The sequence below is a fragment of the Pseudarthrobacter sp. MDT1-22 genome (assembly GCF_054511035.1).
In genome coordinates this window covers 72499-98619 of sequence record NZ_JBTNDK010000018.1, presented here as the reverse complement: position 1 = coordinate 98619, position 26121 = coordinate 72499, and the positions used below count along the sequence as shown (strand labels likewise).

26 protein-coding genes are annotated in these 26121 nt (G+C 64.2%); 8 read left to right on the top strand and 18 right to left on the bottom strand.

What is annotated here, in order from left to right:
* The 3 genes from ACX80M_RS14725 to ACX80M_RS14715 all read left to right on the top strand — a co-directional run.
* Nucleotides 1-482 (top strand): lipoyl synthase (locus ACX80M_RS14725; RefSeq protein WP_459309898.1); only part of this gene is annotated, 482 nt, incomplete at its 5' end.
* Nucleotides 483-568: 86 nt separating this feature from the next.
* Complete coding sequence (locus tag ACX80M_RS14720) at nt 569-1321, top strand: DUF4191 domain-containing protein (protein ID WP_141140114.1); 753 nt, start codon at nt 569-571, stop codon at nt 1319-1321.
* A 99-nt stretch (nt 1322-1420) separates the two neighbouring features.
* Complete coding sequence (locus ACX80M_RS14715; RefSeq protein WP_252600798.1) at nt 1421-1777, top strand: DUF3817 domain-containing protein; 357 nt, start codon at nt 1421-1423, stop codon at nt 1775-1777.
* Nucleotides 1778-1880: 103 nt separating this feature from the next.
* On the opposite strand, the gene ACX80M_RS14710 is transcribed toward ACX80M_RS14715, so the two are convergent.
* Nucleotides 1881-2318 carry an RDD family protein gene (locus ACX80M_RS14710; RefSeq protein WP_252600795.1) on the bottom strand — a complete coding sequence of 146 codons (438 nt, stop codon included), beginning with the start codon at nt 2316-2318 and terminating at the stop codon, nt 1881-1883.
* 284 nt (nt 2319-2602) lie between these two features.
* Between ACX80M_RS14710 and glnA (ACX80M_RS14705) the strand changes: the two genes are divergently transcribed.
* The gene (gene glnA / locus ACX80M_RS14705) at nt 2603-4027 is read left to right on the top strand and encodes a type I glutamate--ammonia ligase (protein ID WP_056342177.1); all 1425 of its coding nucleotides are present in this window, start codon (nt 2603-2605) and stop codon (nt 4025-4027) included.
* A gap of 267 nt (nt 4028-4294) precedes the next feature.
* Here the strand turns inward: glnA (ACX80M_RS14705) and ACX80M_RS14700 are convergent, their stop codons facing one another.
* The 4 genes from ACX80M_RS14700 to glnA (ACX80M_RS14685) all read right to left on the bottom strand — a co-directional run bounded on the left by ACX80M_RS14700 (nt 4295) and on the right by glnA (ACX80M_RS14685) (nt 9690).
* Nucleotides 4295-4843, bottom strand: a complete 549-nt coding sequence (locus ACX80M_RS14700) for a GNAT family N-acetyltransferase (protein ID WP_252600808.1) — start codon at nt 4841-4843, stop codon at nt 4295-4297.
* Complete coding sequence (locus tag ACX80M_RS14695; RefSeq protein ID WP_252600793.1) at nt 4822-5265, bottom strand: VOC family protein; 444 nt, start codon at nt 5263-5265, stop codon at nt 4822-4824. Before ACX80M_RS14695 ends, ACX80M_RS14700 begins: the two co-directional genes overlap by 22 nt.
* Nucleotides 5266-5331: 66 nt before the next feature.
* Entirely contained in the window at nt 5332-8343 is a 3012-nt protein-coding gene (locus ACX80M_RS14690; RefSeq protein ID WP_252609144.1) for a bifunctional [glutamine synthetase] adenylyltransferase/[glutamine synthetase]-adenylyl-L-tyrosine phosphorylase, read from the bottom strand.
* Between the two features lie 6 nt (nt 8344-8349).
* Nucleotides 8350-9690 carry a type I glutamate--ammonia ligase gene (gene glnA / locus ACX80M_RS14685; RefSeq protein WP_056342417.1) on the bottom strand — a complete coding sequence of 447 codons (1341 nt, stop codon included), beginning with the start codon at nt 9688-9690 and terminating at the stop codon, nt 8350-8352.
* 264 nt (nt 9691-9954) lie between these two features.
* Between glnA (ACX80M_RS14685) and panB the strand changes: the two genes are divergently transcribed.
* Entirely contained in the window at nt 9955-10860 is a 906-nt protein-coding gene (gene panB / locus ACX80M_RS14680; RefSeq protein WP_459309897.1) for a 3-methyl-2-oxobutanoate hydroxymethyltransferase, read from the top strand.
* A 34-nt stretch (nt 10861-10894) separates the two neighbouring features.
* Here panB and ACX80M_RS14675 read toward each other — a convergent pair whose 3' ends face one another.
* Complete coding sequence (locus tag ACX80M_RS14675) at nt 10895-11059, bottom strand: SPOR domain-containing protein (RefSeq protein WP_252569270.1); 165 nt, start codon at nt 11057-11059, stop codon at nt 10895-10897.
* Nucleotides 11060-11179: 120 nt separating this feature from the next.
* Here ACX80M_RS14675 and map point away from each other — a divergent pair, with 120 nt between their 5' ends.
* Together map and ppgK are read left to right on the top strand one after the other, a co-directional pair.
* Nucleotides 11180-12058 (top strand): type I methionyl aminopeptidase, encoded by an 879-nt coding sequence (map, locus tag ACX80M_RS14670; RefSeq protein ID WP_056342187.1) that lies wholly within the window; start codon nt 11180-11182, stop codon nt 12056-12058.
* A 57-nt stretch (nt 12059-12115) separates the two neighbouring features.
* On the top strand, nt 12116-12919 hold the full coding sequence (gene ppgK / locus ACX80M_RS14665; protein ID WP_252600787.1) for a polyphosphate--glucose phosphotransferase: 804 nt from the start codon (nt 12116-12118) through the stop codon (nt 12917-12919).
* Nucleotides 12920-12996: 77 nt separating this feature from the next.
* Here the strand turns inward: ppgK and nrdR are convergent, their stop codons facing one another.
* From nrdR to ACX80M_RS14650, 3 genes are all read right to left on the bottom strand, one after another.
* Nucleotides 12997-13503, bottom strand: a complete 507-nt coding sequence (gene nrdR / locus ACX80M_RS14660; RefSeq protein ID WP_252600785.1) for a transcriptional regulator NrdR — start codon at nt 13501-13503, stop codon at nt 12997-12999.
* Between the two features lie 152 nt (nt 13504-13655).
* Entirely contained in the window at nt 13656-15032 is a 1377-nt protein-coding gene (gene hisD / locus ACX80M_RS14655) for a histidinol dehydrogenase (RefSeq protein ID WP_459309896.1), read from the bottom strand.
* The gene (locus tag ACX80M_RS14650; protein WP_459309895.1) at nt 15016-15588 is read right to left on the bottom strand and encodes a hypothetical protein; all 573 of its coding nucleotides are present in this window, start codon (nt 15586-15588) and stop codon (nt 15016-15018) included. The genes hisD and ACX80M_RS14650 overlap by 17 nt, the downstream gene beginning before the upstream one ends.
* A 159-nt stretch (nt 15589-15747) precedes the next feature.
* Between ACX80M_RS14650 and ACX80M_RS14645 the strand changes: the two genes are divergently transcribed.
* The gene (locus tag ACX80M_RS14645) at nt 15748-16245 is read left to right on the top strand and encodes a flavin reductase family protein (RefSeq protein ID WP_104063547.1); all 498 of its coding nucleotides are present in this window, start codon (nt 15748-15750) and stop codon (nt 16243-16245) included.
* 10 nt (nt 16246-16255) lie between these two features.
* On the opposite strand, the gene dnaE is transcribed toward ACX80M_RS14645, so the two are convergent.
* From dnaE to ftsZ, 9 genes are all read right to left on the bottom strand, one after another.
* Nucleotides 16256-19813, bottom strand: coding sequence for a DNA polymerase III subunit alpha (dnaE, locus tag ACX80M_RS14640; RefSeq protein WP_252600778.1), 3558 nt, complete (start codon nt 19811-19813; stop codon nt 16256-16258).
* A 50-nt stretch (nt 19814-19863) separates the two neighbouring features.
* The gene (locus tag ACX80M_RS14635; protein ID WP_252600775.1) at nt 19864-20790 is read right to left on the bottom strand and encodes an RluA family pseudouridine synthase; all 927 of its coding nucleotides are present in this window, start codon (nt 20788-20790) and stop codon (nt 19864-19866) included.
* Nucleotides 20783-21373 carry a signal peptidase II gene (lspA, locus tag ACX80M_RS14630; protein ID WP_252609134.1) on the bottom strand — a complete coding sequence of 197 codons (591 nt, stop codon included), beginning with the start codon at nt 21371-21373 and terminating at the stop codon, nt 20783-20785. The genes ACX80M_RS14635 and lspA overlap by 8 nt, the downstream gene beginning before the upstream one ends.
* Before the next feature lie 93 nt (nt 21374-21466).
* A complete protein-coding gene (locus ACX80M_RS14625; RefSeq protein ID WP_252600771.1) occupies nt 21467-22162 on the bottom strand; it encodes a DivIVA domain-containing protein in 696 nt (231 codons plus the stop codon).
* 177 nt (nt 22163-22339) lie between these two features.
* Nucleotides 22340-22627 carry a YggT family protein gene (locus tag ACX80M_RS14620; protein WP_056342216.1) on the bottom strand — a complete coding sequence of 96 codons (288 nt, stop codon included), beginning with the start codon at nt 22625-22627 and terminating at the stop codon, nt 22340-22342.
* Between the two features lie 120 nt (nt 22628-22747).
* Nucleotides 22748-23278 carry a cell division protein SepF gene (locus tag ACX80M_RS14615; protein WP_056342219.1) on the bottom strand — a complete coding sequence of 177 codons (531 nt, stop codon included), beginning with the start codon at nt 23276-23278 and terminating at the stop codon, nt 22748-22750.
* A gap of 88 nt (nt 23279-23366) precedes the next feature.
* Nucleotides 23367-24110, bottom strand: a complete 744-nt coding sequence (locus tag ACX80M_RS14610) for a YggS family pyridoxal phosphate-dependent enzyme (RefSeq protein ID WP_252609133.1) — start codon at nt 24108-24110, stop codon at nt 23367-23369.
* Complete coding sequence (locus tag ACX80M_RS14605; protein ID WP_252600763.1) at nt 24103-24792, bottom strand: polyphenol oxidase family protein; 690 nt, start codon at nt 24790-24792, stop codon at nt 24103-24105. Before ACX80M_RS14605 ends, ACX80M_RS14610 begins: the two co-directional genes overlap by 8 nt.
* An 8-nt stretch (nt 24793-24800) precedes the next feature.
* Nucleotides 24801-26033 carry a cell division protein FtsZ gene (ftsZ, locus tag ACX80M_RS14600; RefSeq protein WP_252600760.1) on the bottom strand — a complete coding sequence of 411 codons (1233 nt, stop codon included), beginning with the start codon at nt 26031-26033 and terminating at the stop codon, nt 24801-24803.
* Nucleotides 26034-26121: the final 88 nt, after the last annotated feature.

The following is a 26121-nucleotide window of genomic DNA, read 5'->3' as shown; positions in this document are numbered from 1 at the left end:
TCTTCGCGCACAACGTCGAGACCGTGCCCCGGATCTTCAAGCGGATCCGGCCCGCGTTCCGGTACGACCGGTCCCTGGATGTCATCACCCAGGGCCGCAAGCTCGGGATGGTGACCAAGTCCAACCTGATCCTGGGCATGGGCGAGACCCGCGAGGAGATCTCAGAAGCCCTGCGGGACCTGCACGAGGCCGGCTGTGACCTGATCACCATCACCCAATACCTGCGCCCCTCCGAACGGCACCTGCCGGTGGACCGCTGGGTCAAGCCGCAGGAGTTCGTGGACCTCCAGGACGAGGCCAATGAGATCGGCTTCCTCGGGGTCATGAGCGGGCCGCTGGTCCGTTCCTCCTACCGGGCCGGCCGGCTCTGGGCCACCGCGATGCGCAAGAAGGGCTGGGAAATCCCCGCCGAACTCGCGCACATCGAGTCCTCCGGCAGCACCCGCCAGGAAGCAAGCTCACTGCTGGCCGCCCATTCCTAAGCCGTAGTTTGGTATCCCTGAGGGCCGGCGCCGGACATTCTCCGGCGTCCGGCCCTCAGGCATAAATCACGTAGAATTGAGGAACTATGGCGAACTCCCCTGATTCCAGTAACAGCACTCCGGCGGCCTCTGACGCCCCGAAGCGTGGCCTCTTCTCGCGCAAGCCAAAAGAAGCAAAGGTCAAGAAGCCCAGCCGGCTCAAGCAGATCGGCGAAGTCTTTAACATGACCCGCCGCCATGACCCCATGGTCCCGTGGCTGATGCTGCTGGTGTTCCTGGGTGTTGTGGCTGTCAGCTTCCTGGTGGGTTTTTGGCTGGAAAACTGGATCACCGGCCTGCTCATCGGTATTCCGTTGGGCCTCCTCGGCGCCACCCTGATCCTTTCGCGTCGCGCCGAACGTGCCGCATTCGCCCAGATCGAGAACCAGCCCGGAGCCTCAGGCGCGGCACTGGGCACGCTTAAGCGCGGCTGGATCACCGAGGACCAGCCGGTCGCCGTAAACCCGCGCACGCAGGACGCCGTGTTCCGCGCCGTCGGCCGTCCCGGCGTCGTCCTCGTCAGCGAAGGCCCCACCATCCGCGTCAAGCCAATGCTCGACGCCGAGCGTAAGCGCCTTGCGCGCATCCTCCCGAACGTCACGGTCCACATGATCGAAAGCGGCCGCGGCGAGGGCCAGGTTCCCATCAGCCAGGTAGCCAAGAAAATGGGCAAGCTGAAGAATGAACTGACCAAGCTTGAGGTGAATGCGGTATCCAAGCGCATTTCCTCGCTGGGCAACCGCCTCCCGATTCCCAAGGGAATCGACCCCTACAAAGCGCGCCCCAACCGCGGACGCTAAGACCCTTGAACCGCCCTGGTTCCGGCTTGCCGGAACCAGGGCGGTTTTTGTCTGCCGGACGCCGCCGAACAGGCGGGCACATTGATTGGAAGTAGCAACATGACCATTCCCGTTAGAACCCTTGTTATCCGGGCCTTCCGCGTCCTGGCTGTTGCCGAAGCCTTCAGCTGGGCTGCCCTGCTGGCTGGCATGTACTTCAAGTGGGTCGCCAAGACCACCGAACTGGGTGTGGAGATCGCCGGCCCCATCCATGGTGCGCTGTTTGTGGGCTACGGCATCGCCGCCCTCGCCCTGTGGCGTCTCCAGCGGTGGCCCTTCGTTGTGGCCCTGTTCGCGGGACTGTCGGCGGTGTTCCCGTTCGCCACTGTCGCGTTCGAACGCTGGGCCGGAAAGCGCGGCTACCTGACGCCAGGCACGGCCGTTCCTGCCGGGACAAAAGAAACAGCGGGGGTCTGACGGCGCACTGCCCTCTATTCGGGGCTGTCAGGTGTTCGGGGCTGTCAGGTGTTCGGGGCCGTCAGGTGCCGGCGAACCGGCACGGCCGGGTTCCTGATTACTGCTAGCGCCGCACGAGGATGGTATTCATCGCCTTGTCGTGCAGTCCCCGCTGGTCCGGATCGAAAATTACGGCGGGAATCACCAGGCACAGCAGCACTGACCTCACCACGGCAGCCATTGGACCCGCGGGCCCGCCGCCCAGTCGCAGCACCTGGATCCCGGCCACTCGGTGGCCGATGCTGTAACCGAGCGTGCCCACAAGCAGCATCTGTTCCGCGGCGAAAATCGCCAATGTGGCCCAGGAGTCACCGCCGAAGGCAAAATTGCTGATCAGCAGGGCAATCCCCCAGTCAAGGACGATGGCGAGGATGCGCCTGCCCGCCCTGGCGATGGAGCCGGAACCGGATTCGGGCAATCCCAGGCGCTCCCCCGGGTACCTTGAGATGCCGGACGTGTCCGGTCCGCTGAGCCAGGAGCCAATGTCATTGCGATCTACCACCGTCCAAGCTTACCGACTCACCGCCGACCACAGAGTGGAAACCGTTGGACCACACTACGGACACCGGATAGCGTTACCTGATCAGGACAATTCTGTAACCTGAACCGGGCATTCTGTAACCTGCCCGAAACAATGTGGACACTGACGGGAAATGACGTGTCCATAGGCTGATAGCAGTTTCAAGCAATACCTCCCAAGCAGGGAAACTTGGTTTCCCTGCCCTTCGGATTGCGCTGGATCAGTTGGCTTGCCAGCCAGATAATACATATGCGTAAGGAGCATAGATGTTCAAGACTGCGGACGAAGTCCTCAAGTTCATCAAGGACGAAGATATTAAATTCGTCGATATCCGCTTCACCGATCTCCCGGGTGTGCAGCAGCACTTCAACGTACCGGCAAAGAGCGTCGACGCGGATTTCTTCGTCAACGGCCAGCTCTTCGATGGTTCCTCCATCCGCGGATTCCAGGGCATCGCCGAATCCGACATGCAGCTGATCCCGGACGTCACCACCGCATTCCTGGACACCTTCCGCATGGAGAAGACCCTTGCGCTGAACTTCTCCATCGTGAACCCCCGCACCGGAGACCCCTACCACCGCGACCCCCGCGGCGTGGCCGAAAAGGCTGAGGCCTACCTCGCCTCCACGGGCATCGCCGACACCGCGTTCTTCGCTCCGGAAGCCGAATTCTTCGTCTTCGACAACGTCCAGTACCAGTCCTCCCCCGAGGGCAGCTTCTACAAGATCGACTCCGAAGAAGCACACTGGAACACCGGCCGCGAAGAAGACGGCGGAAACCTCGGCTACAAGACCCCCATCAAGGGCGGCTACTTCCCGGTTTCCCCCACCGACAAGCAGGCTGACCTCCGCGACGCCATGTGCATCGCCCTGGATGAGGCCGGCCTCGAGGTCGAGCGCAGCCACCACGAGGTAGGCTCCGCCGGCCAGGCTGAAATCAATTACAAGTTCACCACCCTGACCCACGCCGCAGACGACCTGCAGAAGTTCAAGTACGTCGTCAAGAACACGGCCGACGCCTGGGGCAAGTCCGTGACCTTCATGCCGAAGCCGGTCTTTGGCGACAACGGTTCGGGCATGCACTGCCACCAGTCGCTGTGGACCAACGGCGAGCCGCTGTTCTACGACGAAAAGGGCTACGCCGGCCTGTCCGACATGGCCCGCTGGTACATCGGCGGCCTGCTGAAGCACTCCTCGTCCGTCCTCGCCTTCACCAACCCGACGGTGAACTCCTACCGCCGCCTGGTCAAGGGCTTCGAAGCTCCGGTCAACATGGTGTACTCGCAGGGCAACCGCTCCGCCGGTATCCGTATCCCCATCACGGGTTCCAACCCCAAGGCCAAGCGCATCGAGTTCCGCGCTCCGGACCCCTCGTCCAACCCGTACCTGGCCTTCGCTGCCCAGCTGATGGCCGGCATTGACGGCATCCGCAACCGCATCGAACCGCCGGCTCCGATCGACAAGGACCTCTACGAGCTGCCCGCCGAGGAAGCCAAGGACATCCCGAAGGCTCCGGGCTCGCTGGAAGAGGCACTGGAGGCCCTGCGCGAGGACAACGAGTTCCTCCAGGCCGGTGGCGTGTTCACCCAGGACCTGATCGACACCTGGATCGAGTACAAGTACGAGTACGAGATCCGCCCGCTGTCCCTGCGCCCGAACCCGTACGAGTTCGAGCTCTACTACGGCGTCTAGCCAGATCCGCGGCTGAACCCGTTCAGTCCGCCAAAAAGTCCGCCCGGGCTGCCAGCGTCAACGCTGGAGGCCGGGCGGACTTTTTTGTCCTTAAGGTGGGGGCTGACTCCAGACGTGCTGAGACCAGAAGCCAGCCCCCTGACATGTGCTCCCCGAGACGAAGACTTTTCAAGCCTTCCCCCCAACAAGGTTTGAAGAACACCGCCAATCCACATGATCGATCAATGTGGAGCCGGAGGCAATGCCCGGCCGCCGTGTCTGGACGAATTATCCCGTGAAGCTCCGGTACATGATCCGTTGCGGTCCGGAACTGCCGGCCAGGTACTGCCCCTGATCCACAAAGCCGGCGGTCCTGTACGCGGACAACCCGGCCGGATTGGCTTCGTTGACGGAAAGCACGACGCCGGCCTCGTGGGTTCCGCGCCTGGCGGTCAGTTTCGCGGCCGCCTCCACCGCGGACGTTGCCGCCAGCGGCCCGAGGCCTTGCCCCTGGTGGCGCCTGTCGATCAGGAAACCGCGCAACAGCCAGGCCGAATCCTCGTCCGGCCAGCCGGCCAGGCACGCGGCGCCGGACTGGAGGGTCAGCACGCCCACAGCGTAGCCCGCGGCCTCCACGACATAAGGGAACCGCGAATCCTCCTCCAGTCCCGCCAGGACCATGCGGAGCGGGTCACCAACGAAGCTGCTTTGTCCTGGACCCAGCTCAATGTTTGCCACCTCTCCCAGCTGGATGGCAAGCGCATCCGCACTGAGGTCATCCAGGGCAATGAGCCAGACGGAATCAACCCGGGTTTTCAGGTCGGCTGTCCGTCGGATCCGGCGGGAGCCCCGCCCTCGGCCGATGGGCCGGCAGGGTCCATCCACATAACTTCCCACAGGTGGCCGTCCGGGTCCTGGAAACTGTGGTTGTACATAAAGCCGTAGTCCTGGACTTCCTGGGACGGGGTGCCGCCGGCGGCCAGCGCCTTGCGTACCGTTTCGTCCACGGCTTCCTTGCTGTCCACCGAAAACGCCGTGATGGCCTCGGTGGAACTGGTGGCATCGGCCACGGCCCGGGAGGTGAACGTTTTGAAGAAACCCTCCACGAGGAGCATCACAAACGCGTTGTCGTTGATGATCATGCACGTCGCGTTTTCATCGGTGTAGTCCGGGTTAAAGGAGAAGCCAAGGGCGGTGAAGAAATCGACGGACCGCTTCAGATCCTTCACGGGCAGGTTCAGGTAGATTTGCGTAGCCATGGCCCCCAACCTAGCACCGCACCGCGGCAGCTGTCTGCTGCCTTCCGGGAGAACCCCAGGCAGCCGCTAATGGCCGTAGAAGGCCTTCTCGAACACCGCCCGGGCCCGCCGGCTCAGGCGGAGGTAGTCCTCTTCCAGGGCGGCCGCGTTGCCAGGTTCGTAGCCGCACCAGCGGGCCACCGCCTCAAGGTCCCCGCGGGCGGACGGCAGCGTGTCCGACGCCCTGCCGCTCCAGATGACGTTGGCGGACCGGATCCGGCTGGCGAGCCGCCACGCGTCGGCCAGCAGCTTCGCGTCAGGCCCGCTGAGCAGGTCCAGTGAAGCCGCCGCTTCCAGGGCCTCCACCGTGGACGTGGTCCGCAGTTCCGGGTGCTTGGCCGCGTGCTGGAGCTGAAGGAGCTGCACCAGCCACTCGACGTCGCTCAGTCCTCCGCGGCCAAGCTTCACGTGGCGTGCCGGATCCGCCCCGCGCGGCAACCGCTCCGCTTCCACCCGCGCTTTGACCCTGCGAACCTCCCGGACGTCCTGCTCCGAAATCGACTCCGGGTACCTGATGGGGTCGATGAGGGCCAGGAAGTCCTCGGCCAGGGCATCGTCGCCCGCCATGGGCCGGGCCCGCAGCAGCGCCTGCGCTTCCCAGATCAACGACCACCGGCGGTAATATTCGGCGAACGAATCGAGGGAGCGGACCATGGCCCCGTTTTTGCCCTCGGGCCGCAGATCCGCGTCCATCTGCAGCACCCGCTCGGCCATGATGGCCGGCTTGAGCGGCTGCGTGAGCAGGCTGGAGACTTTGGCGACAATCCGGGCCGCCTGATCCTGCGCTTCCTCGTCCGTATAGCCCGGCAACGCGCGGTGCATGTACATGACGTCGGCGTCGGAGCCGTAGCCGATCTCGCGGCCGCCCTGGCGGCCCATGGCCACCACCAATATCGCGGTCTTGAGCGGTCCCGCAGCAGAGACGATGCCTTCGGCCACGCGCAGCGCGCCCAGCACCGCTGCCCGGTCGGTGTCAGCCAGCGCCGCGCCCACCTGGTCCTGGTTGAGAAGCCCGGCAGAATCGGCGATCGCGATCCGGAGGATCTCCCGGCGCCTAATGAGCCGGATCAGCCTGATGGCGTTTTCCGGGTCCGAGTGGCGCGACATTTTGGACGTGATCTCCTGCCACTGGGCTTCGAAGCCCAGCGGGACGAGGTCTTTGTTGGTGCCCAGCCAGGCTACCGACTCCGGCGAAACCTCCAAAAGATCCGCAATCAGGCGTGAGTTCGAGAGCACGTTGCATAGCCGTTCAGCCGCCGCTGTGGAATCCCGGAGCATGCCCAGATACCAGTGGGTGGTGCCAAGGGCCTCACTGACGCGCCGGAACGCGAGCAGTCCGGCGTCGGGATCAACACCTTCGGCGAGCCAGTCCAGCAGGACGGGCAGCAGCTGGCGTTGCAGGGCTGCCCGCCGACTGACACCGGCGGTGAGTGCCTCGATATGCCGCATGGCGCCCCGCGGGTCACGATAGCCCAGCGCGGCGAGGCGGCCCTGGGCGGCCTCCGGCGTCAGTCTGGCGTCCTCGCTGCTGAGTTTGGCAGCGGTGTTAAGCAGCGGACGGTAGAAAATACGTTCGTGCAGTTCGCGGACAGAGCGTTTGGTCTTCTGCCAGGTGGCCAGCAGCGAAGCCGGCGGCGGCCTGTCATTGGAGAACGGGCTAAGCACTGCCTTTGCGAGGGCGCGCTGTGCCGCTTCGCTGACGGGCATCAGGTGTGTCCGCCGGAGCTGGAACAGCTGGATGCGGTGTTCCAGGAGGCGAAGGTACCGGTACGCGTGATCGAAGGCGGCGGCGTCGGACCTGCCGATGTAGCCTCCGGCTGAGAGTGCCGCTATTGCCGCGGTGGTATCCCTGCGCCGAATGGTTTCGTCGGATTTTCCGTGCACCAGCTGGAGCAGCTGCACGGTGAACTCCACGTCCCGGAGGCCGCCGCGGCCGAGTTTGATCTGCCGCTGTTCCTCCGCCGCCGGGATATGCTCGGTAACCCTTCGGCGCATCGCCTGCACGGACTCCACGAACCCTTCGCGGCCCGCGGAGCTCCAGATCAACGGGGCCACGGCTTTTTCGTAGCGTTCCCCCAGGTCCTTGTCACCGGCGATGGTCCGCGCCTTCAGGAGCGCCTGGAATTCCCAACTCTCTGCCCAGCGGGCGTAGTAGCTTTCGTGTGAGGCCAAGGTTCGGACCAGTGGGCCGGACTTGCCCTCCGGCCGCAGGTTGGCGTCCACTTCCCAGAGGCCGGGTTCACGCGCCACGGAGGAGATCGCCCGGGAAATACCGGTGGCCAAGGCTGTGCCGATAGTACTGGCGCGGGCGTCGTCCAGGTCGCCGGCGTCGATCACGTAGATGACGTCGACGTCGGAAATATAGTTCAGTTCCCGCGCTCCGCATTTGCCCATCCCGATGACGGCCAGTCCAACGGCGGCCACCTCCCCGGCGCTGAACTGCTCGGCAGCCTCGGCACGGGAAACTGCCAGCGCAGCTTCGATCGCGGCCCCTGCCAGGTCAGCGAGTTCAGCTCCGACGGCGGGCATAAAGTCCAGCGGGTCAGCAGCGCACATGTCCTTGACCGCCAGGTCCACCACCCCGCGGCGGTAGGCCGACCGCAGCGCGGCATAGGCGTCGGCTCCGGTCATTCCCGCCACGGGCCGTGCTGACCCGGGTTCCGCGAGGACGGATTTCAGGAGGACAGAGCGGAGGTGTTCCGGGTCTGCCTGAAGTGGCTCGGGACTGGCCGTGACGTCGAAGGCGTCCAGGTGCTCAGGGTGCCGGATGAGGAATTCCCCCAGCGCTTCGGAAGCCCCGAGCACCCGGTAGAGCGGCTCGCTGACCTCCGGATCGGCCGCGGCCAGCTCCCGGAGACCGGGGTGCTTTTCGATCAGCCGCACCAGTGACTGCAGTGCGGTGTCAGGATTGGCGGCCATTTGCAGGCCGGCGAAAATCCTGTCCGGGTCCAGGCCGTCCAGTTCCGGGGCAGCAAGGAAGCGCTCACCCTTCTCCAGGTCACTGAAGCCGGCTGAGATGAGGCGGCGTGCGAGGCTCACCGCCGCCTAGAGAATGCCGAGGTTGCGCTGCAGCTCGTAGGGCGTCACCTGGAGCCGGTAGTCCTGCCATTCGGCACGCTTGTTGCGCAGGAAGTGCTCGAAGACCTGCTCGCCGAGGATCTGGGGCATCAGTTCGGAGTCCTCCATGGACCGGATGGCATCGTGAAGGCTGGCGGGCAGGGGGTCGTGGCCCATGGCACGGCGCTCGGCGGAGCTCAGCGACCAGACGTCGTCCTCTGCTGCGGCGGGCAGGTCGTAGCCTTCTTCGATCCCCTTAAGCCCGGCCCCCAGCAGGACGGCATAGGCAAGGTAGGGGTTCGCTGCCGAATCGATGCCGCGGTATTCGATGCGGGCCGACTGGCCCTTGCCGGGCTTGTACAGCGGGACGCGGACCAGGGCCGAACGGTTGTTATGGCCCCAACTGAGGTAGCTTGGCGCTTCGCCGCCACCCCAGAGCCTCTTGTAGGAGTTTACGAACTGGTTGGTCACAGCCGTGAACTCGGGAGCGTGCTTCAGGATGCCTGCGATGAACTGGCGGGCCGTCTTGGAAAGCTGGAATTCGGCGCCCGCCTCGTAAAAAGCGTTGGTGTCGCCCTCGAACAGCGAGAAGTGCGTGTGCATCCCGGAGCCGGGGTGGTCGGTGAAAGGCTTGGGCATAAACGTGGCGTAGGTTCCCTGCTGGAGGGCCACTTCCTTGATCACCGTGCGGAACGTCATGATGTTGTCCGCGGTCTGCAGGGCGTCCGCGTAGCGCAGGTCGATCTCGTTCTGGCCGGGACCGGCTTCATGGTGGCTGAACTCAACCGAAATGCCCACGGATTCCAGCATGGTTACGGCCGTGCGGCGGAAATCCTGCGCCACGCCGCCGGGAACGTGATCGAAGTAGCCGCCCTCGTCAACGGGTACCGGAGCACCGTCGGGCCCGGGCTGCTGGGACTTGAGGAGGTAGAACTCGATCTCCGGGTGCGTGTAGCACGTAAACCCCATGTCCGCAGCCTTGGCCAGCGTGCGCTTGAGGACATTGCGCGGATCCGCGGCCGACGGTTCGCCGTCCGGAGTCAGGATGTCGCAGAACATACGCGAGGTCTGTTCGGTCTCGCCACGCCACGGCAGGATCTGGAACGTGGACGGATCCGGCTGCGCCAGCATGTCCGATTCGAACACGCGTGCCAGGCCTTCGATGGCTGAGCCGTCGAAACCGAGCCCTTCCTCAAACGCCCCTTCAACCTCTGCCGGGGCAAGTGCCACCGATTTGAGTGAACCTACGACGTCGGTGAACCACAAACGTACGAACCGTACGTCGCGCTCCTCGATTGTGCGCAGGACAAACTCTTGCTGGCGGTCCATGATGGCCTCTTCTCCGGTCAATCGTTCATGCCCCGGGTCCGCGGAAGCGGCAGCCGGCAGCAGTTCACCTTCACTTTACTAAGCAATCGGCTCCAATGCGGGCGACGGCGCCGCACGTAACACAGCGTTTACACAGCAACCATTGACGGCCGCGCCCACAGGTGGCAAAAATGCCCTTGGCGGGCACGTGAATATGACGCGGATCACGGTCCGCCGGCCCGTCTGCGGTGGCTAGGACTGCTGCTGCCGCATTACGCTCTTGCCATGGCCTCAACCAATAGCTCTGAGTCAAGCGCGTCCGCTGAAGTACACGCACCATACGGAAACGGACCTGCACGGGTGCAGCCGCCGTCGTCGGAAGTGAACGCGAAGCCCGCACCCAGGGTGCGTATCCACCACCTGCAGCAGGCCAAACGGGACGGCAAACGCTTCGCCATGCTGACCGCCTACGAGCAGTACAGCGCAGAGATCTTCGACCAGGCTGGCATCGAGGTCCTCCTGGTAGGCGATTCGGCGTCCAACAACGTATTCGGCAACGAGACCAGCCTGCCGGTCACGGTGGATGAACTCCTGCCCCTCTGCCGCGCCGTGGCGCGGTCCGCCAAGCGAGCCCTGGTGGTGGCAGACCTGCCGTTCGGCAGTTATGAAGTCTCGGCGCAGCAGGGTGTGGAAACAGGTGTCCGGTTCCTCAAGGAGGGGCTGGCCCATGCCGTCAAGATCGAGGGCGGAAAATACTATGCGGAAACCGTCCGGGCCATGGTCCAGGCCGGCGTCCCGGTGATGGCCCATATCGGCTTCACCCCCCAGAGTGAACACGCGCTGGGCGGATACCGGGTCCAGGGCCGCGGGGATGACGCACAGCGATTGATTGACGACGCCGTGGCGCTGGTGGAGGCGGGGGCGTTCGCCGTCCTGATGGAAATGGTTCCGGCGGACACTGCGGCCGCCGTTGACGCGGCGGTCAGCGTGCCGACGGTGGGGATCGGCGCCGGCAACGCCACCACGGGGCAGGTGCTGGTGTGGCAGGACATGGCCGGGTTCCGCGGCGGCAAGATGGCGAAGTTCGTCAAACAGTATGCCGACATGCGCACTACCCTCAGTGACGCGGCGAAGGCGTATGGCGACGAGGTCCGTTCAGGCCAGTTCCCCGGACCGGAGCACTCCTTCTAGGCAGGGCAGGCCACGGGCCGGGCCAGGCTACGGCTCAGTCCTCCTCGCCCTTTTCCCAGGCCTCGTTGCGGGCCCGGACTTTTTCGAGGGCGTGTTCGGCCTCTTCCCGCGTTTTGTAGGGGCCGATCAGCTGGCTCCAGTCTGAGAGTGCGTCCTCTTCCACCTCGTGGGTGTTCACGTTGTACCAGTACTCAGTCATCGGTCCTCCTCGTTCCAGCCGGCGGGGGCCCTGCCGTGATCCACGTAACTTAAACGTGGATGCGGACAGCTTGGGGCTTCCAGTTACTTGGCCTAATGCGGTGCCTTATATGATCAATCTATGCCTTCCCTAGCCTCGACTGCACCCACCGGCACCCTTACCCGCGGAACCGTCAGCCCGCAGCTCCCCGTTCCCGCGTCCATCCCGCGCCCGGAATACGTAGGCAAGCCCGGCCCGGCCAAGTTCACCGGCTCCGAGATCAAATCCGCCGAGACCGTTGAGAAAATCCGGATCGCCAGCCGGATCGCCGCACAGGCCATCGTTGAGGTGGGCAACCACATCAGGCCCGGCGTTACCACCGACCAGTTGGACAAGGTGGGTCACGAATTCCTGCTGGACCACAAGGCCTACCCGTCCACGCTTGGCTACCGAGGGTTCCCGAAGTCCCTGTGCTCGTCGCTGAATGAAGTGATCTGCCACGGCATCCCGGACAGCACCGTGGTTCAGGACGGCGACATCCTCAACATCGACATCACCGCTTTTATCAACGGAGTCCACGGCGACACGAACCACACCTTCCTGGTGGGCGACGTCGACGACGAGTCCCGCCTGCTGGTGGAGCGCACCCGGGAATCCCTCAACCGGGCCATCAAAGCCGTGGCTCCCGGCCGGGAGATCAACGTGATCGGCCGGGCCATCCAGTCCTACGCCAAGCGTTTCGGCTACGGCGTGGTGCGGGACTTCACCGGCCACGGCGTGGGCGAAGCGTTCCATACGGGCCTGATTATCCCCCACTACGATGCAGCGCCGGCCTACAACACAGTCATCGAGGCCGGCATGGTGTTCACCATCGAACCCATGCTGACCCTCGGCACCATCGAGTGGGACATGTGGGAGGACGACTGGACAGTTGTCACCCGCGACCACAAGCGGACCGCCCAGTTTGAGCACACACTGCTGGTGACAGAATCCGGCGCCGAAATCCTCACGCTCCCCTGAAATTTTTTCCGGTCAGCCGCCCGGCCGACCTGCCGCCCTGCCACGAACGGAACAACATTGGCCAAGAAGGACGAGAAGTCGCACAAGAACGCCCCGCTGATCGGCATTGACATCGGCGGTACGGGAATCAAGGGCGGCATTGTCGACCTGAAAAAAGGCAAGCTGCTGGGTGAACGGTTCCGCGTGCCTACGCCCCAGCCCGCCACCCCTGCCGCCGTAGCCGACGTCGTGGCGCAGGTGGTTGCCGAGCTTTCAAGCCGCCCCGAGGCTCCGGCCGCGGATTCGCCCGTGGGCGTCACCTTCCCCGGCATCATCCAGCATGGCGTGGTCCATTCGGCGGCCAATGTGGACAAGACCTGGCTCCACACCGACATTGATGCTTTGCTGACCGCACACCTTGGCCGCCCGGTGGAGGTCATTAACGACGCCGACGCCGCCGGGCTGGCGGAGGCCCGTTTTGGTGCGGGTCAGGGGGTGGATGGCACTGTCCTGGTGATCACCCTGGGCACTGGAATTGGCTCAGCATTCATCTTCGATGGCCGCCTCGTCCCCAACGCAGAACTGGGGCACCTGGAGATCGACGGATTTGACGCCGAAAGCAAAGCCTCAGCCGTGGCCCGCGAAAGGGACGGACTGAGCTGGGAGGAATACAGCGTGCTGCTGCAGCGCTACTTCTCGCACGTGGAATTCCTGTTCTCGCCCGAGCTGTTCATCGTGGGAGGTGGCATCTCCAAGCGCGCAGACGAATACCTGCCGCACCTCAAACTGCGCACCCGGATCGTGCCGGCCGAACTCAAGAATGAGGCCGGGATCGTCGGTGCCGCCGTCGAAATTGCCATTAAGCACAAGCTCACAAAATAGCCGGTAGCTGCCCGGCGCCTTGGGGCAGCCGGTGCCGGTGGTGGCGGCGGCTTCCCCTCCGCGGCCACCACCGGAGCTTACAGGGGGCTCTTTTCGGAGCTCTTCGCAGCCGCCGCCGCGGGTTGCGTGCCTTCTTCCACGGACTCGTGGCGGAGCAGGGCAATAGCGGTCTCGAAGTCCTCAAGGGATTCGAAGGCCTGGTACACGCTGGCAAAACGCAGGTAGGCCACCTGGTCAAGCTTCTGCAGCGGACCAAGGATGATCAGGCCGACTTCATGGGCGTCGATCTCGGCAGCGCCCGAGGCACGGATCTGCTCCTCCACCTCCTGGGCAAGGAGCGCCAGGTCGTCTTCGCTGACCGGCCGGCCCTGGCATGCCTTACGCACGCCGTTGATGACCTTGCTGCGGCTGAAGGGTTCGCCCACTCCGGAGCGTTTGATCACCGAAAGGCTCGTGGTTTCCACGGTGGTGAACCTGCGGCCGCATTCCGGGCACTGCCGGCGGCGGCGGATGGCCGAGCCGTCGTCGGCCATCCGGCTGTCCACAACGCGGGAGTCCGGATTGCGGCAAAATGGACAGTACATGGTGTCCCCTCCCTCGATGTCTTCCAGCGCCGATGTTTCCGGCCCCGGCGGACCTCTCCGTCTCTCAGTTTACGACTACATGTAGCGGAATAACAATCCTGTAATTACCACATGTAGTGGTGCCCGCAGCCGGCCCCGCGAGGCCTGCTGCGTCAGCGGGCCTCGCGGAAGCGCGCCGTGACCGCTTCACCGTGCGCCGGCAGGTCCTCGGCACCGGACAGGCTCACAATGTGGCCGCTGACTTCCTGCAGCGCGGCCCGGCTGTAGTTGATGACCTGGATGGCGCGCAGGAAAGTGGTGACGTTCAGTCCGGAGGAAAACGCCGCAGTCCCGCTGGTGGGCAGGACGTGGTTGGAGCCGGCGCAGTAGTCGCCCAGGCTGACAGGACTGTAGTCCCCCACAAAGATCGCCCCGGCGTTCCGGATCCGGGCAGCGACCGCCGGCGCGTCAACGGTCATGATTTCAAGGTGCTCAGCGGCGTAGGCGTCGCAGGCGGCGATGCCCTGCTCCAGGTCCTCCACCAGGACAACTCCCGACTGCGGGCCGGAGAGCGCCTCGCATACACGCGCGGAGTGCTTGGTGCCGGCCGCCTGCCGGTCCAGTTCGGTGCGGACCGCCGCGGCCAGGTCCGCCGAGTCCGTGATGAGCACGGAAGCCGCCTGGGGGTCGTGCTCCGCCTGGCTGATCAGGTCTGCCGCCACCAGGTCAGGTTGCGCCGTTGAATCAGCCAGGATCGCGATTTCGGTGGTCCCCGCCTCGGAATCGATGCCCACCACACCCTTGACCAGGCGCTTCGCCGTAGCCACAAAAATGTTTCCCGGACCCGTGACTACATCAACGGGCTCCAGCGCCGGCCCGGCGTCATGTGCCGGCACTCCGTAAGCGAACGCAGCGATGGCCTGGGCCCCGCCGATGGCGTAGACCTCGTCGATGCCGAGCAGGGCCGCTGCCGCGAGGATGGTGGGGTGCGGGAGGCCGCCGAAGTCCTTCTGCGGCGGCGATGCCAGGGCGATGGACTGCACTCCCGCAGCCAGCGCCGGGACAACATTCATGATGACCGACGACGGATAGACGGCGAGACCGCCGGGGACGTACAAGCCAACCCGCGATACCGGCACCCAGTTCTGGCTCACCAGCGCACCGTCGCCGAGTTCGACGTCGACATCCCGCGGCCGCTGCCCGTCCGCGAAGCGCCGGGCCCGGCTGATGGACTCTTCCAATGCGCTGCGTACCGCCGGATCCAGGTCCGCCAGCGCCCGGGCCAACGAGGCCGCCGGGACGCGGGGGTGGACCTGCTGGACTCCGTCGAAACGGAGTGCCAGGTCGCTGAGGGCCGCGAAGCCGTCCTCGCGGACGGCTTTGATGATATCCAGCACTTTTTGTTCCGCATCCGCCACGGTGTGCTGCCGGGCACGGGGAACAGCGGCGCGCAAACCGGCAAGCGTCAGGCCCCTGCCCCGAAGGTCGACCGTCCGGAAGCTGACAGCGGCGGCAGGCGGGGTGGCAGGAAGTTCAGGAGAAATGGTCACCGGTCCATTTTACGCGCCGTGTTATGTCGCCGGGCGCGTTGCCTTCGGCTACCGGCGTGCCCGCACTCCCGGGCCCGCTCTTGAGCAGGTTTATCAGGCTCAGGACAAACACGGACGTGGCAGTCGCGGCCGGCCACAGGATCAGCACGGACAGGGACCGGAGCGAGAACGCGACGCTGGCATTGACAGATGTATCTGCGGGGCCGCCCCACAGCTGGCCCGCAAGCACGCCGGTCAGCCACGCGATCAGGGCTCCGCCCAGTCCGCCGGCCAGGCCCAGGAGGAAGGCCGCCTGCGCATCGCGGCCGCCTTTATCGGTCAGGAAGACGGCCACCAGGCACCCTGCGAACACACAAAGCCCAGCAAGGGTGAGGTCCCTGAGCACCCATACCTCCGGATTGGTCCCGTCGGCCAGGGCGGGGTTGCGCGTGATCAGGTTCATCCCCCCTGGCGCGAGCAGCCACCACAGCAGGCCGACGGGAACGCCACCGGCAGCAGCAGCGGCAAACCATTTCCACGGCAGCCGGGAAGACCGGCGGCTGATGTGTTGTCTCATGAAATAAACCTTAACAAAGGTCGGGTATCGAAGATCAAATGACATGGGCAGTCTTAACAGATGACGTGCCGGGTCCAGCGATTGCTCCCACTCCGACGGGGACTAATACCCTTAAGGAAAAGTCCATTTCAGCCTGCTTTTCAGGGAGCAACTTTCAAGATGACAGACAAAACGCCGTTCGAGGGCACCTTCAAGGAAATGTTCCGGCGGCATGCGGCCGGGGTCGCGATCATCACCGTGAACTACCAGGGCGAGCCCTACGGCTTTACCGCCACGTCCGTGGCGTCACTTTCAGCGCAGCCGCCGCGGTTCACTTTTAACATGGCCCGCAGTTCAAGTTCATGGCCGGCCGTGGCCAATGCCACCTACCTCGGCGTCCACATGCTGGGCCTGGAAAACCAGGCGCTGGCGGACCGTTTCGCCCGCACCAAGGACAGGTTCGGCGGGGACCACTGGGAACTTGGCCCGCACGAGGTCCCGATCCTCAAAGACGTCGCGGGCTGGCTGATCGGCAAGATCCAGATGCGGCTCTCCTTCGAGAACAATGCCGTGGTGGTGGTTGAAGTTGTGGACGGCGAAGTGGGCGACGACGGTTCGCCGCTCCTGTACCACGCCGGCGGCTATGGCCAGCCGGTCCCGCTGGACTACGAGATCTAACTTTCGGGACCTAGTTGTCCAGGCAGGTTGGGCCCAGGAGCACCTTCAGGTCGCCGAACAATGACGGACTGGGGTTGACCCTGAGATGGACGGGGAGGCCCATGACTTCCGTCCGGGTGTCCCCCTGCAGGTGCAGCCGGACTTCAGAGTTCCCCCGGTGGTTCCGCAGGACATCGCCCAGTTCGGTGACAACAGCTTCGGTTGCCTTGTGGGTGGGCATCGAAATCAGCACGGGGCCGTTGGTTCCTTCACTGAGGTCCGGAACGGACAGTTCCATGCAGTTCAGCGTTACGGCACCGTCGTCCCGTCGCTGCAGGCGCCCCTTGACCACCACGATCAGGTCCTCGGCCAGGACCGACGCGATAGGGCCGTAGACCTGGCCGAAGAACATCACCTCCATCGAACCTCCGAGGTCTTCGATTTCGGCACGGGCATAGGCGTTGCCACTCGCCTTCGCGATCCTGCGGCTGAGCGAGGTGATCATGCCGGAGATGGTGATGATGGCGCCGTCGTGCGGCCCGTCTTCGCCGATGATCGAGGTGATGGACTGGTCCGCGTGCTGGCTGAGGAGTCCTTCCAGGCCCTGCAGCGGGTGGTCCGACACATACAGGCCGAGCATGTCCCGCTCAAAGGAGAGCTTGTCCTTCTTTTCCCATTCCGGCAGGTCGGGAATCTCGATGCTCAGCGACGCTTCGGATTCGGCCTCCTCGAAACCGGCGAAGAGATCGAACTGGCCGATCGCTTCGTTTCGTTTGAGGGTGATGACGGAGTCGATGGCCTCTTCATGGATCATCGCCAGCGCACGCCGGTGGTGGTTGAGGGAATCGAAGGCTCCGGCCTTGATCAGGGATTCAATGGTCCGCTTGTTGCAGACCACGGCGGGGACCTTCATGAGGTAGTCCTTGAAGGACGTGTAGGCGCCTTCCTTTTCGCGCGCGGCCACCATCGCTTCGACGGCGTTGACCCCTACGTTGCGGATGGCGCCCATGCCGAAGCGGATGTCGGTGCCTACCGGGGTGAAGTTCAGCGCGGATTCGTTCACATCCGGCGGCAGCACGGTGATTCCCATGCGCCGGCATTCGTTGAGGTAAATTGCCGATTTGTCCTTGTCGTCACCGACCGACGTCAGCAGCGCAGCCATGTATTCCGGCGCAAAGTGCGCCTTCAGGTAGGCGGTCCAGTAGGAGATCACGCCATAGGCGGCGGAGTGGGCCTTGTTGAAGGCGTAGTCGGAGAACGGCAGCAGGATATCCCACAGGGTCTTGACGGCGGCCATGGAATAGCCGTTGTCCTGCATGCCCTGGGAGAATCCGGCGAACTGCTTGTCCAGCTCGGATTTCTTCTTTTTACCCATGGCGCGCCGCAGGATATCTGCCTGCCCGAGGGAATAGCCCGCGAGCTTCTGGGCTACGGCCATCACCTGCTCCTGATAGACGATCAGGCCGTAGGTTCCGCCTAGGATTTCAGCAAGGGGTTCCTTGAGTTCGGGGTGGATCGGAATGACTTCCTGGATCCCGTTTTTGCGCAGCGCGTAGTCGGTGTGCGCGTTGGCGCCCATGGGACCTGGCCGGTAGAGCGCGAGCACCGCGGAGATGTCTTCGAAGTTGTCAGGCTTCATCAGTTTCAGCAGTGAGCGCATGGGGCCGCCATCAAGCTGGAACACGCCCAGGGTGTCGCCCCGGGCCAGCAGTTCATAGGAGGCCACGTCATCCAGGGCCAGGCTGTCCAGGTCCAGGTCCAGGCCGCGGTTGAGCTTGATGTTCTCCAGGGCGTCGGAAATGATGGTCAGGTTCCGCAGGCCGAGGAAGTCCATCTTGATCAGGCCCAGGCCCTCACAGGTGGGGTAGTCGAACTGCGTGATCACCTGGCCATCCTGGATGCGCCGCATGACCGGGATGACATCGATGATGGGGTCCGAGGACATAATGACGCCGGCGGCGTGCACGCCCCACTGGCGTTTCAGCCCCTCAATGCCGAGAGCCGTCTCGAAGACCTTGGCGGCCTCGGGATCAGTGGCGATCAGCTGGCGGAAGTCACCCGCCTCGCTGTAGCGCTTTGAGTCCTTGTTCTGGATGTCGGCGAGCGGGATGTCCTTGGCCATCACGGCCGGCGGGAGCGCCTTGGTCAGCTGCTCGCCCATGCTGAACGGGTAACCCAGCACACGGGAGGAGTCCTTCAGCGCCTGCTTGGTCTTGATGGTGCCGTACGTGACAATCATGGCCACGCGCTCGTCGCCGTATTTCCGGGTCACATAGTCGATGACCTCGGACCGCCGACGGTCATCGAAGTCAACGTCGAAGTCAGGCATGGACACACGGTCCGGGTTGAGGAACCGTTCAAAGATCAGCCCGTGCAGGAGCGGATCCAGGTCCGTGATGCGCATGGCGTACGCCACCATGGAGCCGGCTCCGGAGCCACGGCCCGGACCGACGCGGATGCCGTTTTTCTTCGCCCAGTTGATGAAGTCGGCCACCACCAGGAAGTAACCCGGGAACCCCATGGAGGTGATGACTTCGAGCTCGTAGTCAGCCTGGGTGCGGACTTTGTCCGGGACACCGCCCGGGTACCGGTATTCCAGTCCCGTGGCAACTTCCTTGACCAGCCAGGATGTCTCGTCCTCGCCCGGCGGGCACGGGAACCGCGGCATGTAGTTAGCACCGGTGTTGAACGAGACATCGCAGCGCTCGGCGATCAGCAGGGTGTTGTCGCACGCATCCGGGTGGTCCCTGAACAGCTCCCGCATCTCCTGCGGGGATTTGAGGTAGTAGCCGCTGCCGGAGAACGCGAAGCGGGAACCGCCGTTGTCATACGATGGCTCCAGCAGCGTGGAACCCGACTGGATGGCAAGCAGGGCCTCGTGCGCCTTGGCGTCGTGTTCGTGCGTGTAATGCAGGTCGTTGGTGGCCACCAGCGGCAGGTTCAGGTCCTTGGCCAGCCGCAGCAGGTCCCCCGTGACCCGGCGTTCAATGTCCAGGCCGTGGTCCATCAGTTCGCAGAAATAGTTCTCCGCACCGAAAATGTCCCGGAATTCCGAGGCGGCTTCCATGGCCTCGCGGTACTGGCCCAGCCGCAGCCGGGTCTGGACCTCGCCCGAAGGGCAGCCAGTAGTGGCGATCAGGCCTTCGGAGTATGTGTTCAGGAGCTCACGGTCCAAACGAGGCCACTTGCCGAAGACCGCGTCCAGCGAGCCAATGGACGAGGCCCGGAAGAGGTTGCGCATGCCGACGTTGTTATAGCTCAGCAGCGTCATGTGGGTGTAGGAGCCACCGCCGGAGATGTCGTCCTTGCGCTGGTGTTCCTCGCCCCAGCGGACACGGCTTTTGTCCGTCCGTGCGGTGCCGGGGGTGACGTAGGCTTCGACGCCGATAATCGGCTTGATCCCCTGGTCCGTGGCGCGCTTCCAGAAATCGAAAGCCCCGAAAAGGTAACCGTGGTCGGTGGTGGCCAGGGCCGGCATCCCGAGGCGTTCAGTCTCGTTGAAGAGCTCACCCAGGCGGGCTGCGCCATCCAACATGGAGTATTCGGTGTGGTTGTGGAGATGGACGAACGAGGCATTGCTGGAAGTCACCGCACCATTCTAAGCGCTGGCGGACCGCCAAGGACCCAGCGACCCAGCCGCTAGGCCTCCCCGGACTCCAGGACTTCGAGGGCAAAGGCCAGGTCCTGCGGGTATTCGCTGGTAACGGTCACGCGCTCCCCCGTTACCGGGTGGTCGAAGCCGAGCTGCCGGGCATGGAGCCATTGCCGGGTCAGGCCCAGGTTGGCGGCGAGCCGAGGATCCGCCCCGTAGGTAAGATCCCCGGCGCATGGGTGCCGCAACGCTGAAAAGTGGACCCGGATCTGGTGTGTACGCCCGGTCTCAAGGTGCACCTCCACCAGCGTGGCCTTACCAAAAGCCTCCAGCACCTCATAGTGCGTGATCGACGGCCGGCCGTCTTCGATCACGGCAAAGCGCCAGTCGTGTCCGGGGTGGCGACCGATTGGTGCGTCGATAGTGCCCTCCAGCGGATCCGGGAGCCCCTGGACCACCGCGTGGTACACCTTCTCCACGGTGCGCTCCTTGAAGGCCCGCTTCAGGGCCGTATAGGCGCGCTCCGTTTTGGCCACCACCATCACCCCGGACGTGCCGACGTCGAGCCGGTGCACGATTCCCACCCGCTCGGGGGAACCCGACGTCGAGATCCGGAAGCCGGCTCCGGCGAGACCGCCGACTACCGTGGGCCCTACCCAGCCGGGCGACGGATGCGCGGCAACGCCCACCGGCTTGTCCACAACGACAAATTCGTCGTCGTCCAGCAGGATTTTCAGGCCTTCCACAACTTCCTCCACTACTTCGAGCGGGTCCCGTCGTTCAGGCACCGTCACTTCCAGGACATCTCCGGCAACCAACCGCGCGGACTTTCCGAGTTTCTTGCCGCGGCTCACCACGTTGCCTTCAGCAATGAGGGTCGCGGCCATTGACCGGGAAATCCCCATCAGCTTGGCGAGCCCTGCGTCCGCCCGCGTTCCGCCGAATTCGTCGGCGACCACCACACGCTCAGACACCGTCCGTGTCCTTCGGCTGTGCCGCCTCTTTCCGTGGCACCGCGACATGCCGTGAACCGTCAAGGGCGATCCCCTTCAGCGTGAGGATACAGATGATGGCCACCGCTGAGACCACCGCGGAGTCGGCGATGTTAAAGATCGCAAAATTGGGCAGCTGGATGAAATCCACCACGTGCCCCATGCCGAACGAGGGCTCCCGGAAGAGCCTGTCCGTCAGGTTGCCCAGGGCCCCGCCCAGGAGCAGACCCAGTGCCAGCGACCACCAGGCCGAGCCCAGCTTACGCACCTGGAGCAGGATGGCGATGGAGACGCCGGCCATGATGATGGAGAACACCCACGTGACATTTTCCCCGATCGAAAATGCGGCGCCGGAATTGCGGATGAAGTACCAGTGCAGGAGCGGCGGAAGCACCGGAATGCGTTCACCCTCCACCATCGAGGACGTCACCCAGAGTTTTGTCAGCTGGTCCAGGACGTACGCAAAGACCGCAAAACCGGCGAAGAGCGAGAGCAGGAGTGCCCGCCGGGGGCGGGCCGATGAAGGAGAAGGGTTTGCGGCGTCAGCGGCGAGGTGGTCAGTCATAGTGCTTTCATTTTGTAAAACAAATGTTAAATCCCAAAAACCGGCGGTCGAGGAATCCTCAGCCACCGGTTCTCAGAATACGTGCTTGACGAACTAGTTCGCTTCAACCTCAGGTGCCGCCACGGAACCGCGGGCGTCAAGGTCGCGCAACTGGCCTTCAATGTAGGCCTTCAGGCGTGAGCGGTAGTCGCGTTCGAAGCCGCGGAGTTGCTCCACCTTGCGTTCCAGGACGGATCTCTGCTGCTCGAGGGCACCGAGGATCTTCCGGGACTTCTCCTGGGCATCGTTGACCAGGCTGCTGGCCTCGATCTGGGCCTCTGCGATGATCTTGTCCTTCTGGGACTGACCGTCGGCGACGTGACGGTCGTGCATCTGCTGCGCCATGGCGAGCAGGCCGGCAGCGGACTCGGCTGAAACCGTGCTTCCGTTGGCTGCGGTGGGCGCAGCAGCCGGGACGGCCGCAACAGGTGCTACCGGCTCGGCTTCCTTCTTCTTGGCGGCGTCGAGAGCTTTCGCCTCGACCTCGGCCTTAGCCGGGGACTCAACCTTGTCAGCCTTGACGGGTGCGGGAACCTTCTCCACCACCGGGGCGGACGCAGCGGAGCTGGCCGGCACACCGGAACCTGCTTCTGCAAGCTTCTTGCGGAGCTCATCGTTCTCCTGGTTCAGGCGCCTGAGTTCCACAACGATCTCGTCCAGGAAGTCATCAACTTCATCCTGGTCGTAGCCTTCGCGGAACTTGGTCGGCTGAAAGCGCTTGTTGACAACGTCTTCTGGCGTCAAAGCCATCTGGTCACCTCATTGGTCTAGTTAGTCAGTAGGCCTTCCGGCCGTCAAAACTACGGTACCTAAATATTGTCTGGTTCCTCTAATTCAACACTGGGTGTCAAACCGGAGATTTCTTCGCGGCTCAGAGGGAGTTCCAATTCCAGGAACTTCGCCTGCGCCGCTAGGTCTTGTCGAAGATTACGCGAAACCCCTGGTGACCGCCATCGCGATGCTGACGGCGATGAACAGGACCAGAAACCCGAGGTCCAAAGTCACCCCGCCGAGCCTCAACGGCGGGATCAGCCTCCGGAGCCCCTTGAGGGGCGGATCGGTGATCGAGTACACCGTGTGGGCCACCACGAGGGCAACACCACGCGGACGCCATTCCCTGGCAAACATCTGGACCCAGTCAAAGACCAGCCGGATGATCAGCGCCACGAAGAACAGCAAAAGGGCGATATAGACAAGTCCGAAAACAATTCCCATGACTTAACTCATATCTCCATGTCCATTCCGGATACCGCGGTGCCCTGCCAATGTTTCTTGTCTATTTCAGCACAGATGCCAGACAGGTGTACCTGTCTGGCATCCGGAATAAGCTCAGGGCTAACTTTGATTGAAGAAGCTGGCCTGGGTCTCGCTGACCTTCTTGTCATCGCCAATGACCTCAATGTACGACGGTGACAGCAGGAAAACCTTGTTCGTGACGCGTTCGATGCTGCCCCGGAGACCAAAAACCAGCCCTGCCGAGAAGTCAACGAGACGCTTGGCGTCCGCTTCGCCCATGTCGGTGACGTTCATGATGACGGGGATGCCGTCCCGGAAACTCTCACCGATGAGCTTGGCGTCATTGTAGGACCGCGGGTGGATCGTGGTGATCTGCCGAAGCCCGGACGGTTCTTCGCGGCTTGAGGCCGCACGCTTGATGGGGGTCACTGGTGCGCGGTATTCCTCTTCGGGGGCGTGTGATGACTCGCGGCTGACGTCGCGGACGGGTGCCGGTGCACGGCGTTCCTCGCGGTCAACTTCCATCGAATCGTCCTCGTCCTTACGTGTTGTGGTGTGCTCGGACTCGTAGTGTTCATCGCCATCGGCGAGCCCAAGATAGATCATTGTCTTGCGCAGAGCGCCGGCCATGGTCGACTCCTAATCGTGTCCGTAGGCGGGCCGCCCAATGACTTGACAGCCTTGAATCCCCCGCCATTCACTTCCTATGGGTTCGACGCTACCCCACGTCAGGACGCGATCCGAGAATATCGGAACCGATTCGCAGGTGTGTCGCACCGAAACGGATGGCCGCTTCCAGGTCCTGGCTCATGCCCGCCGAGATGGCGGTTGCGCCGGGATGCTCCGCTACCAAGGCCGCCGAGATGGCCGCCAGCTTTTCAAACGCCGCCTCAGGACTGGTGCCCAACGGGGCGACAGCCATAACGCCGGCCAGTTCCAGTCCTGCCGCAGCCGCCAGCCGCTCGGCCAGGAGTGGTACCTCCGCGGCGGCCACGCCGCCGCGATGCGCGCCGGCGTCGTCGTCGTCGAGGCTGACCTGAATGAAGCAGTCCAGGGCTCCCCGGCCCGTACGCTCCTGTTCCGCGGCGATGGCACGCTCAAGGCCATCAACCAGGGCCAGCCGGTCCACGGAATGGAGCGCATGGGCATACTTCACCACGGATTTCGATTTTTTGCTCTGCAGCTGCCCGACGAAGTGCCAGTTGAGTCCGAGGCCTGCCAGTTCGGCCGCCTTCGAGGAGGCTTCCTGGTCCCTGTTCTCGCCGACGTCGCGGACGCCGAGGGCAGCCAGGCGCCTGATGTCGGCGGCCGGATGGAACTTGGTGACCACAATCAGCGTGGGCAGGTCCCCCGCCCGGCCTGCATCCTGGACGGCCGCATCAATACGACGCTGCACGGCGGCGAGGCGCTCCGCCAGATCAGCCATCCGTTCGGCGTTGTCCTCCACAGTGCCCTCATTCATGCGACCACACCAGTCCCGCGAAGCGCCCGGTGGTGTTGGACCTGCGGTAAGAGAAAAGCTCTTCGTTTTCAAGCGTGCACGGACCCGCATATTCGATGACGACGCCGGCAGCTTCAAGTTGGCTCTTCGCCCCTGCTGGGAGATCCAGTGCGGGCGTGCCCCAGGACGTGGCAGCCCACGTCGCCGGCACCTGGGCAGCTACTTGGGCGCGCAGTTCGGCGGGCACCTCATAGCAACGCCCGCAGATTGACGGGCCCAGCCAGGCACGGATGGCGGTAGCCCCGGCTGAGCGCATCCGCTCCACTGTCGCCGGGAGAATGCCGTTTTCTATCCCCGGGCGGCCTGCGTGCACGGCGGCGAGGACCGGACCGTCAGGTCCTTCCCCTACGAGTACTGCCGCGATGCAGTCGGCCACCATCACCGCAAGCGGCAGCCCCCGCGACACCATGGCATCGGCGGTCGGCGCTGGCGTGGCCGGCTCCATCATTTCCACCGCAGTGCCGTGGACCTGCTCCATGAACCGGAGGGAACCACGGGTTAGGCCGGCAGCGTTCTCCAGCGCCTCCCGGCGCTGGAGAACATCAGCGGCGTTGTCCCCGACGTGCAGGGCAAGATTGCCGGCCTGGGTGTCTGAGAACGCCACACTCACACCAGCAGACACTTCGGCCCGCCAATAGAACAACCCGGGCCCTACTTCAGGAAGTCGGGGACATCCAGGTCATCGGCGCGGTTGCCCGAGAGGTCCGGCTCCACTACCGAGGGCAGGTCGACGTCGAAGCCTGAATCGGCGGGGACCGACGACGGGCGCTGTTGGCCCCAGTTGCTCAGGCCTGACGCGCCGACTCCGGCGTGGACCGGCTGGACGTTGTGCTGGTGGCTGCCACCCGAAGTGGGGGCCTGAGCCGGCGCGGGTGCCGCTGCGGGCCGCTGCGGCGCAACCTGCGGCTGCGACTGGTCCATGGAGGGAGAGGTGGCCTTGACGTCGTCGAAACCGGCGGCAATGACCGTGACACGGGCCTCGTCACCGAGTGCGTCGTCGATCACGGCACCGAAGATGATGTTGGCTTCGGGGTGGGCCACTTCCTGGACCAGGCGGGCAGCTTCATTGATTTCGAACAGGCCAAGATCGGAACCGCCCTGGATGGAGAGCAGGACACCATGGGCGCCGTCGATGGAGGCTTCCAGCAGCGGCGATGCAATGGCGAGCTCGGCAGCCTTCACCGCACGGTCTTCACCGCGGGCGGAGCCGATGCCCATCAGCGCGGAGCCTGCGCCCTGCATCACGGACTTGACGTCCGCGAAGTCGAGGTTGATCAGGCCGGGGGTGGTGATGAGGTCCGTGATGCCCTGGACACCGGACAGCAGGACCTGGTCAGCGGAACGGAAAGCGTCCAGGACGGAGACGTTGCGGTCGCTGATGGACAGAAGCCTGTCGTTCGGGATGACGATCAGCGTGTCCACTTCGTCGCGGAGGGCGTCGATGCCCGCCTCTGCAGAACCCGCACGACGGCGGCCCTCGAACGTGAACGGGCGGGTCACCACACCGATGGTCAGCGCTCCGAGAGACCGGGCGATGCGTGCCACCACAGGGGCGCCGCCGGTGCCCGTGCCGCCACCTTCGCCGGCGGTCACAAACACCATGTCCGCGCCGCGGATGACCTCTTCGATTTCGTCGGCGTGGTCCTCCGCAGCCTGCTTGCCCACCTCGGGGTTGGCGCCTGCACCGAGCCCGCGGGTCAGCTCACGTCCGATGTCGAGCTTGACGTCTGCATCGCTCATCAACAATGCCTGTGCATCGGTGTTGACCGCGATGAATTCGACGCCGCGAAGACCGACCTCGATCATGCGGTTGACTGCGTTCACGCCACCGCCGCCGATGCCGACGACCTTGATGACGGCCAAGTAATTCTGCGGAGCTGCCACGTTACGTGTCCCTTGTTCGTGTCCTATTGCGAAAACTGTGGAGTCGGGCTTGAAGCTTCGAACCTTAACCTTCGAGTTGAAGGTTATA

Bases quoted from the DNA above. Each gene is read 5' to 3' on its own strand.
- panB (WP_459309897.1), top strand. From the start codon at position 9,955: ATGGCCTCAACCAATAGCTCTGAGTCAAGCGCGTCCGCTGAAGTACAC.
- map (WP_056342187.1), top strand. From the start codon at position 11,180: ATGCCTTCCCTAGCCTCGACTGCACCCACCGGCACCCTTACCCGCGGA.
- nrdR (WP_252600785.1), bottom strand. From the start codon at position 13,503: ATGTACTGTCCATTTTGCCGCAATCCGGACTCCCGCGTTGTGGACAGC.
- glnA (WP_056342417.1), bottom strand. From the start codon at position 9,690: ATGGACCGCCAGCAAGAGTTTGTCCTGCGCACAATCGAGGAGCGCGAC.
- ACX80M_RS14620 (WP_056342216.1), bottom strand. From the start codon at position 22,627: ATGGGAATTGTTTTCGGACTTGTCTATATCGCCCTTTTGCTGTTCTTC.
- ACX80M_RS14675 (WP_252569270.1), bottom strand. From the start codon at position 11,059: ATGACTGAGTACTGGTACAACGTGAACACCCACGAGGTGGAAGAGGAC.
- ACX80M_RS14615 (WP_056342219.1), bottom strand. From the start codon at position 23,278: ATGGCCGGCGCTCTGCGCAAGACAATGATCTATCTTGGGCTCGCCGAT.
- ACX80M_RS14625 (WP_252600771.1), bottom strand. From the start codon at position 22,162: ATGGCTTTGACGCCAGAAGACGTTGTCAACAAGCGCTTTCAGCCGACC.
- ACX80M_RS14650 (WP_459309895.1), bottom strand. From the start codon at position 15,588: ATGAGACAACACATCAGCCGCCGGTCTTCCCGGCTGCCGTGGAAATGG.
- ACX80M_RS14720 (WP_141140114.1), top strand. From the start codon at position 569: ATGGCGAACTCCCCTGATTCCAGTAACAGCACTCCGGCGGCCTCTGAC.
- glnA (WP_056342177.1), top strand. From the start codon at position 2,603: ATGTTCAAGACTGCGGACGAAGTCCTCAAGTTCATCAAGGACGAAGAT.
- ACX80M_RS14695 (WP_252600793.1), bottom strand. From the start codon at position 5,265: ATGGCTACGCAAATCTACCTGAACCTGCCCGTGAAGGATCTGAAGCGG.
- ACX80M_RS14715 (WP_252600798.1), top strand. From the start codon at position 1,421: ATGACCATTCCCGTTAGAACCCTTGTTATCCGGGCCTTCCGCGTCCTG.
- lspA (WP_252609134.1), bottom strand. From the start codon at position 21,373: ATGACTGACCACCTCGCCGCTGACGCCGCAAACCCTTCTCCTTCATCG.
- ACX80M_RS14610 (WP_252609133.1), bottom strand. From the start codon at position 24,110: ATGAATGAGGGCACTGTGGAGGACAACGCCGAACGGATGGCTGATCTG.
- ACX80M_RS14645 (WP_104063547.1), top strand. From the start codon at position 15,748: ATGACAGACAAAACGCCGTTCGAGGGCACCTTCAAGGAAATGTTCCGG.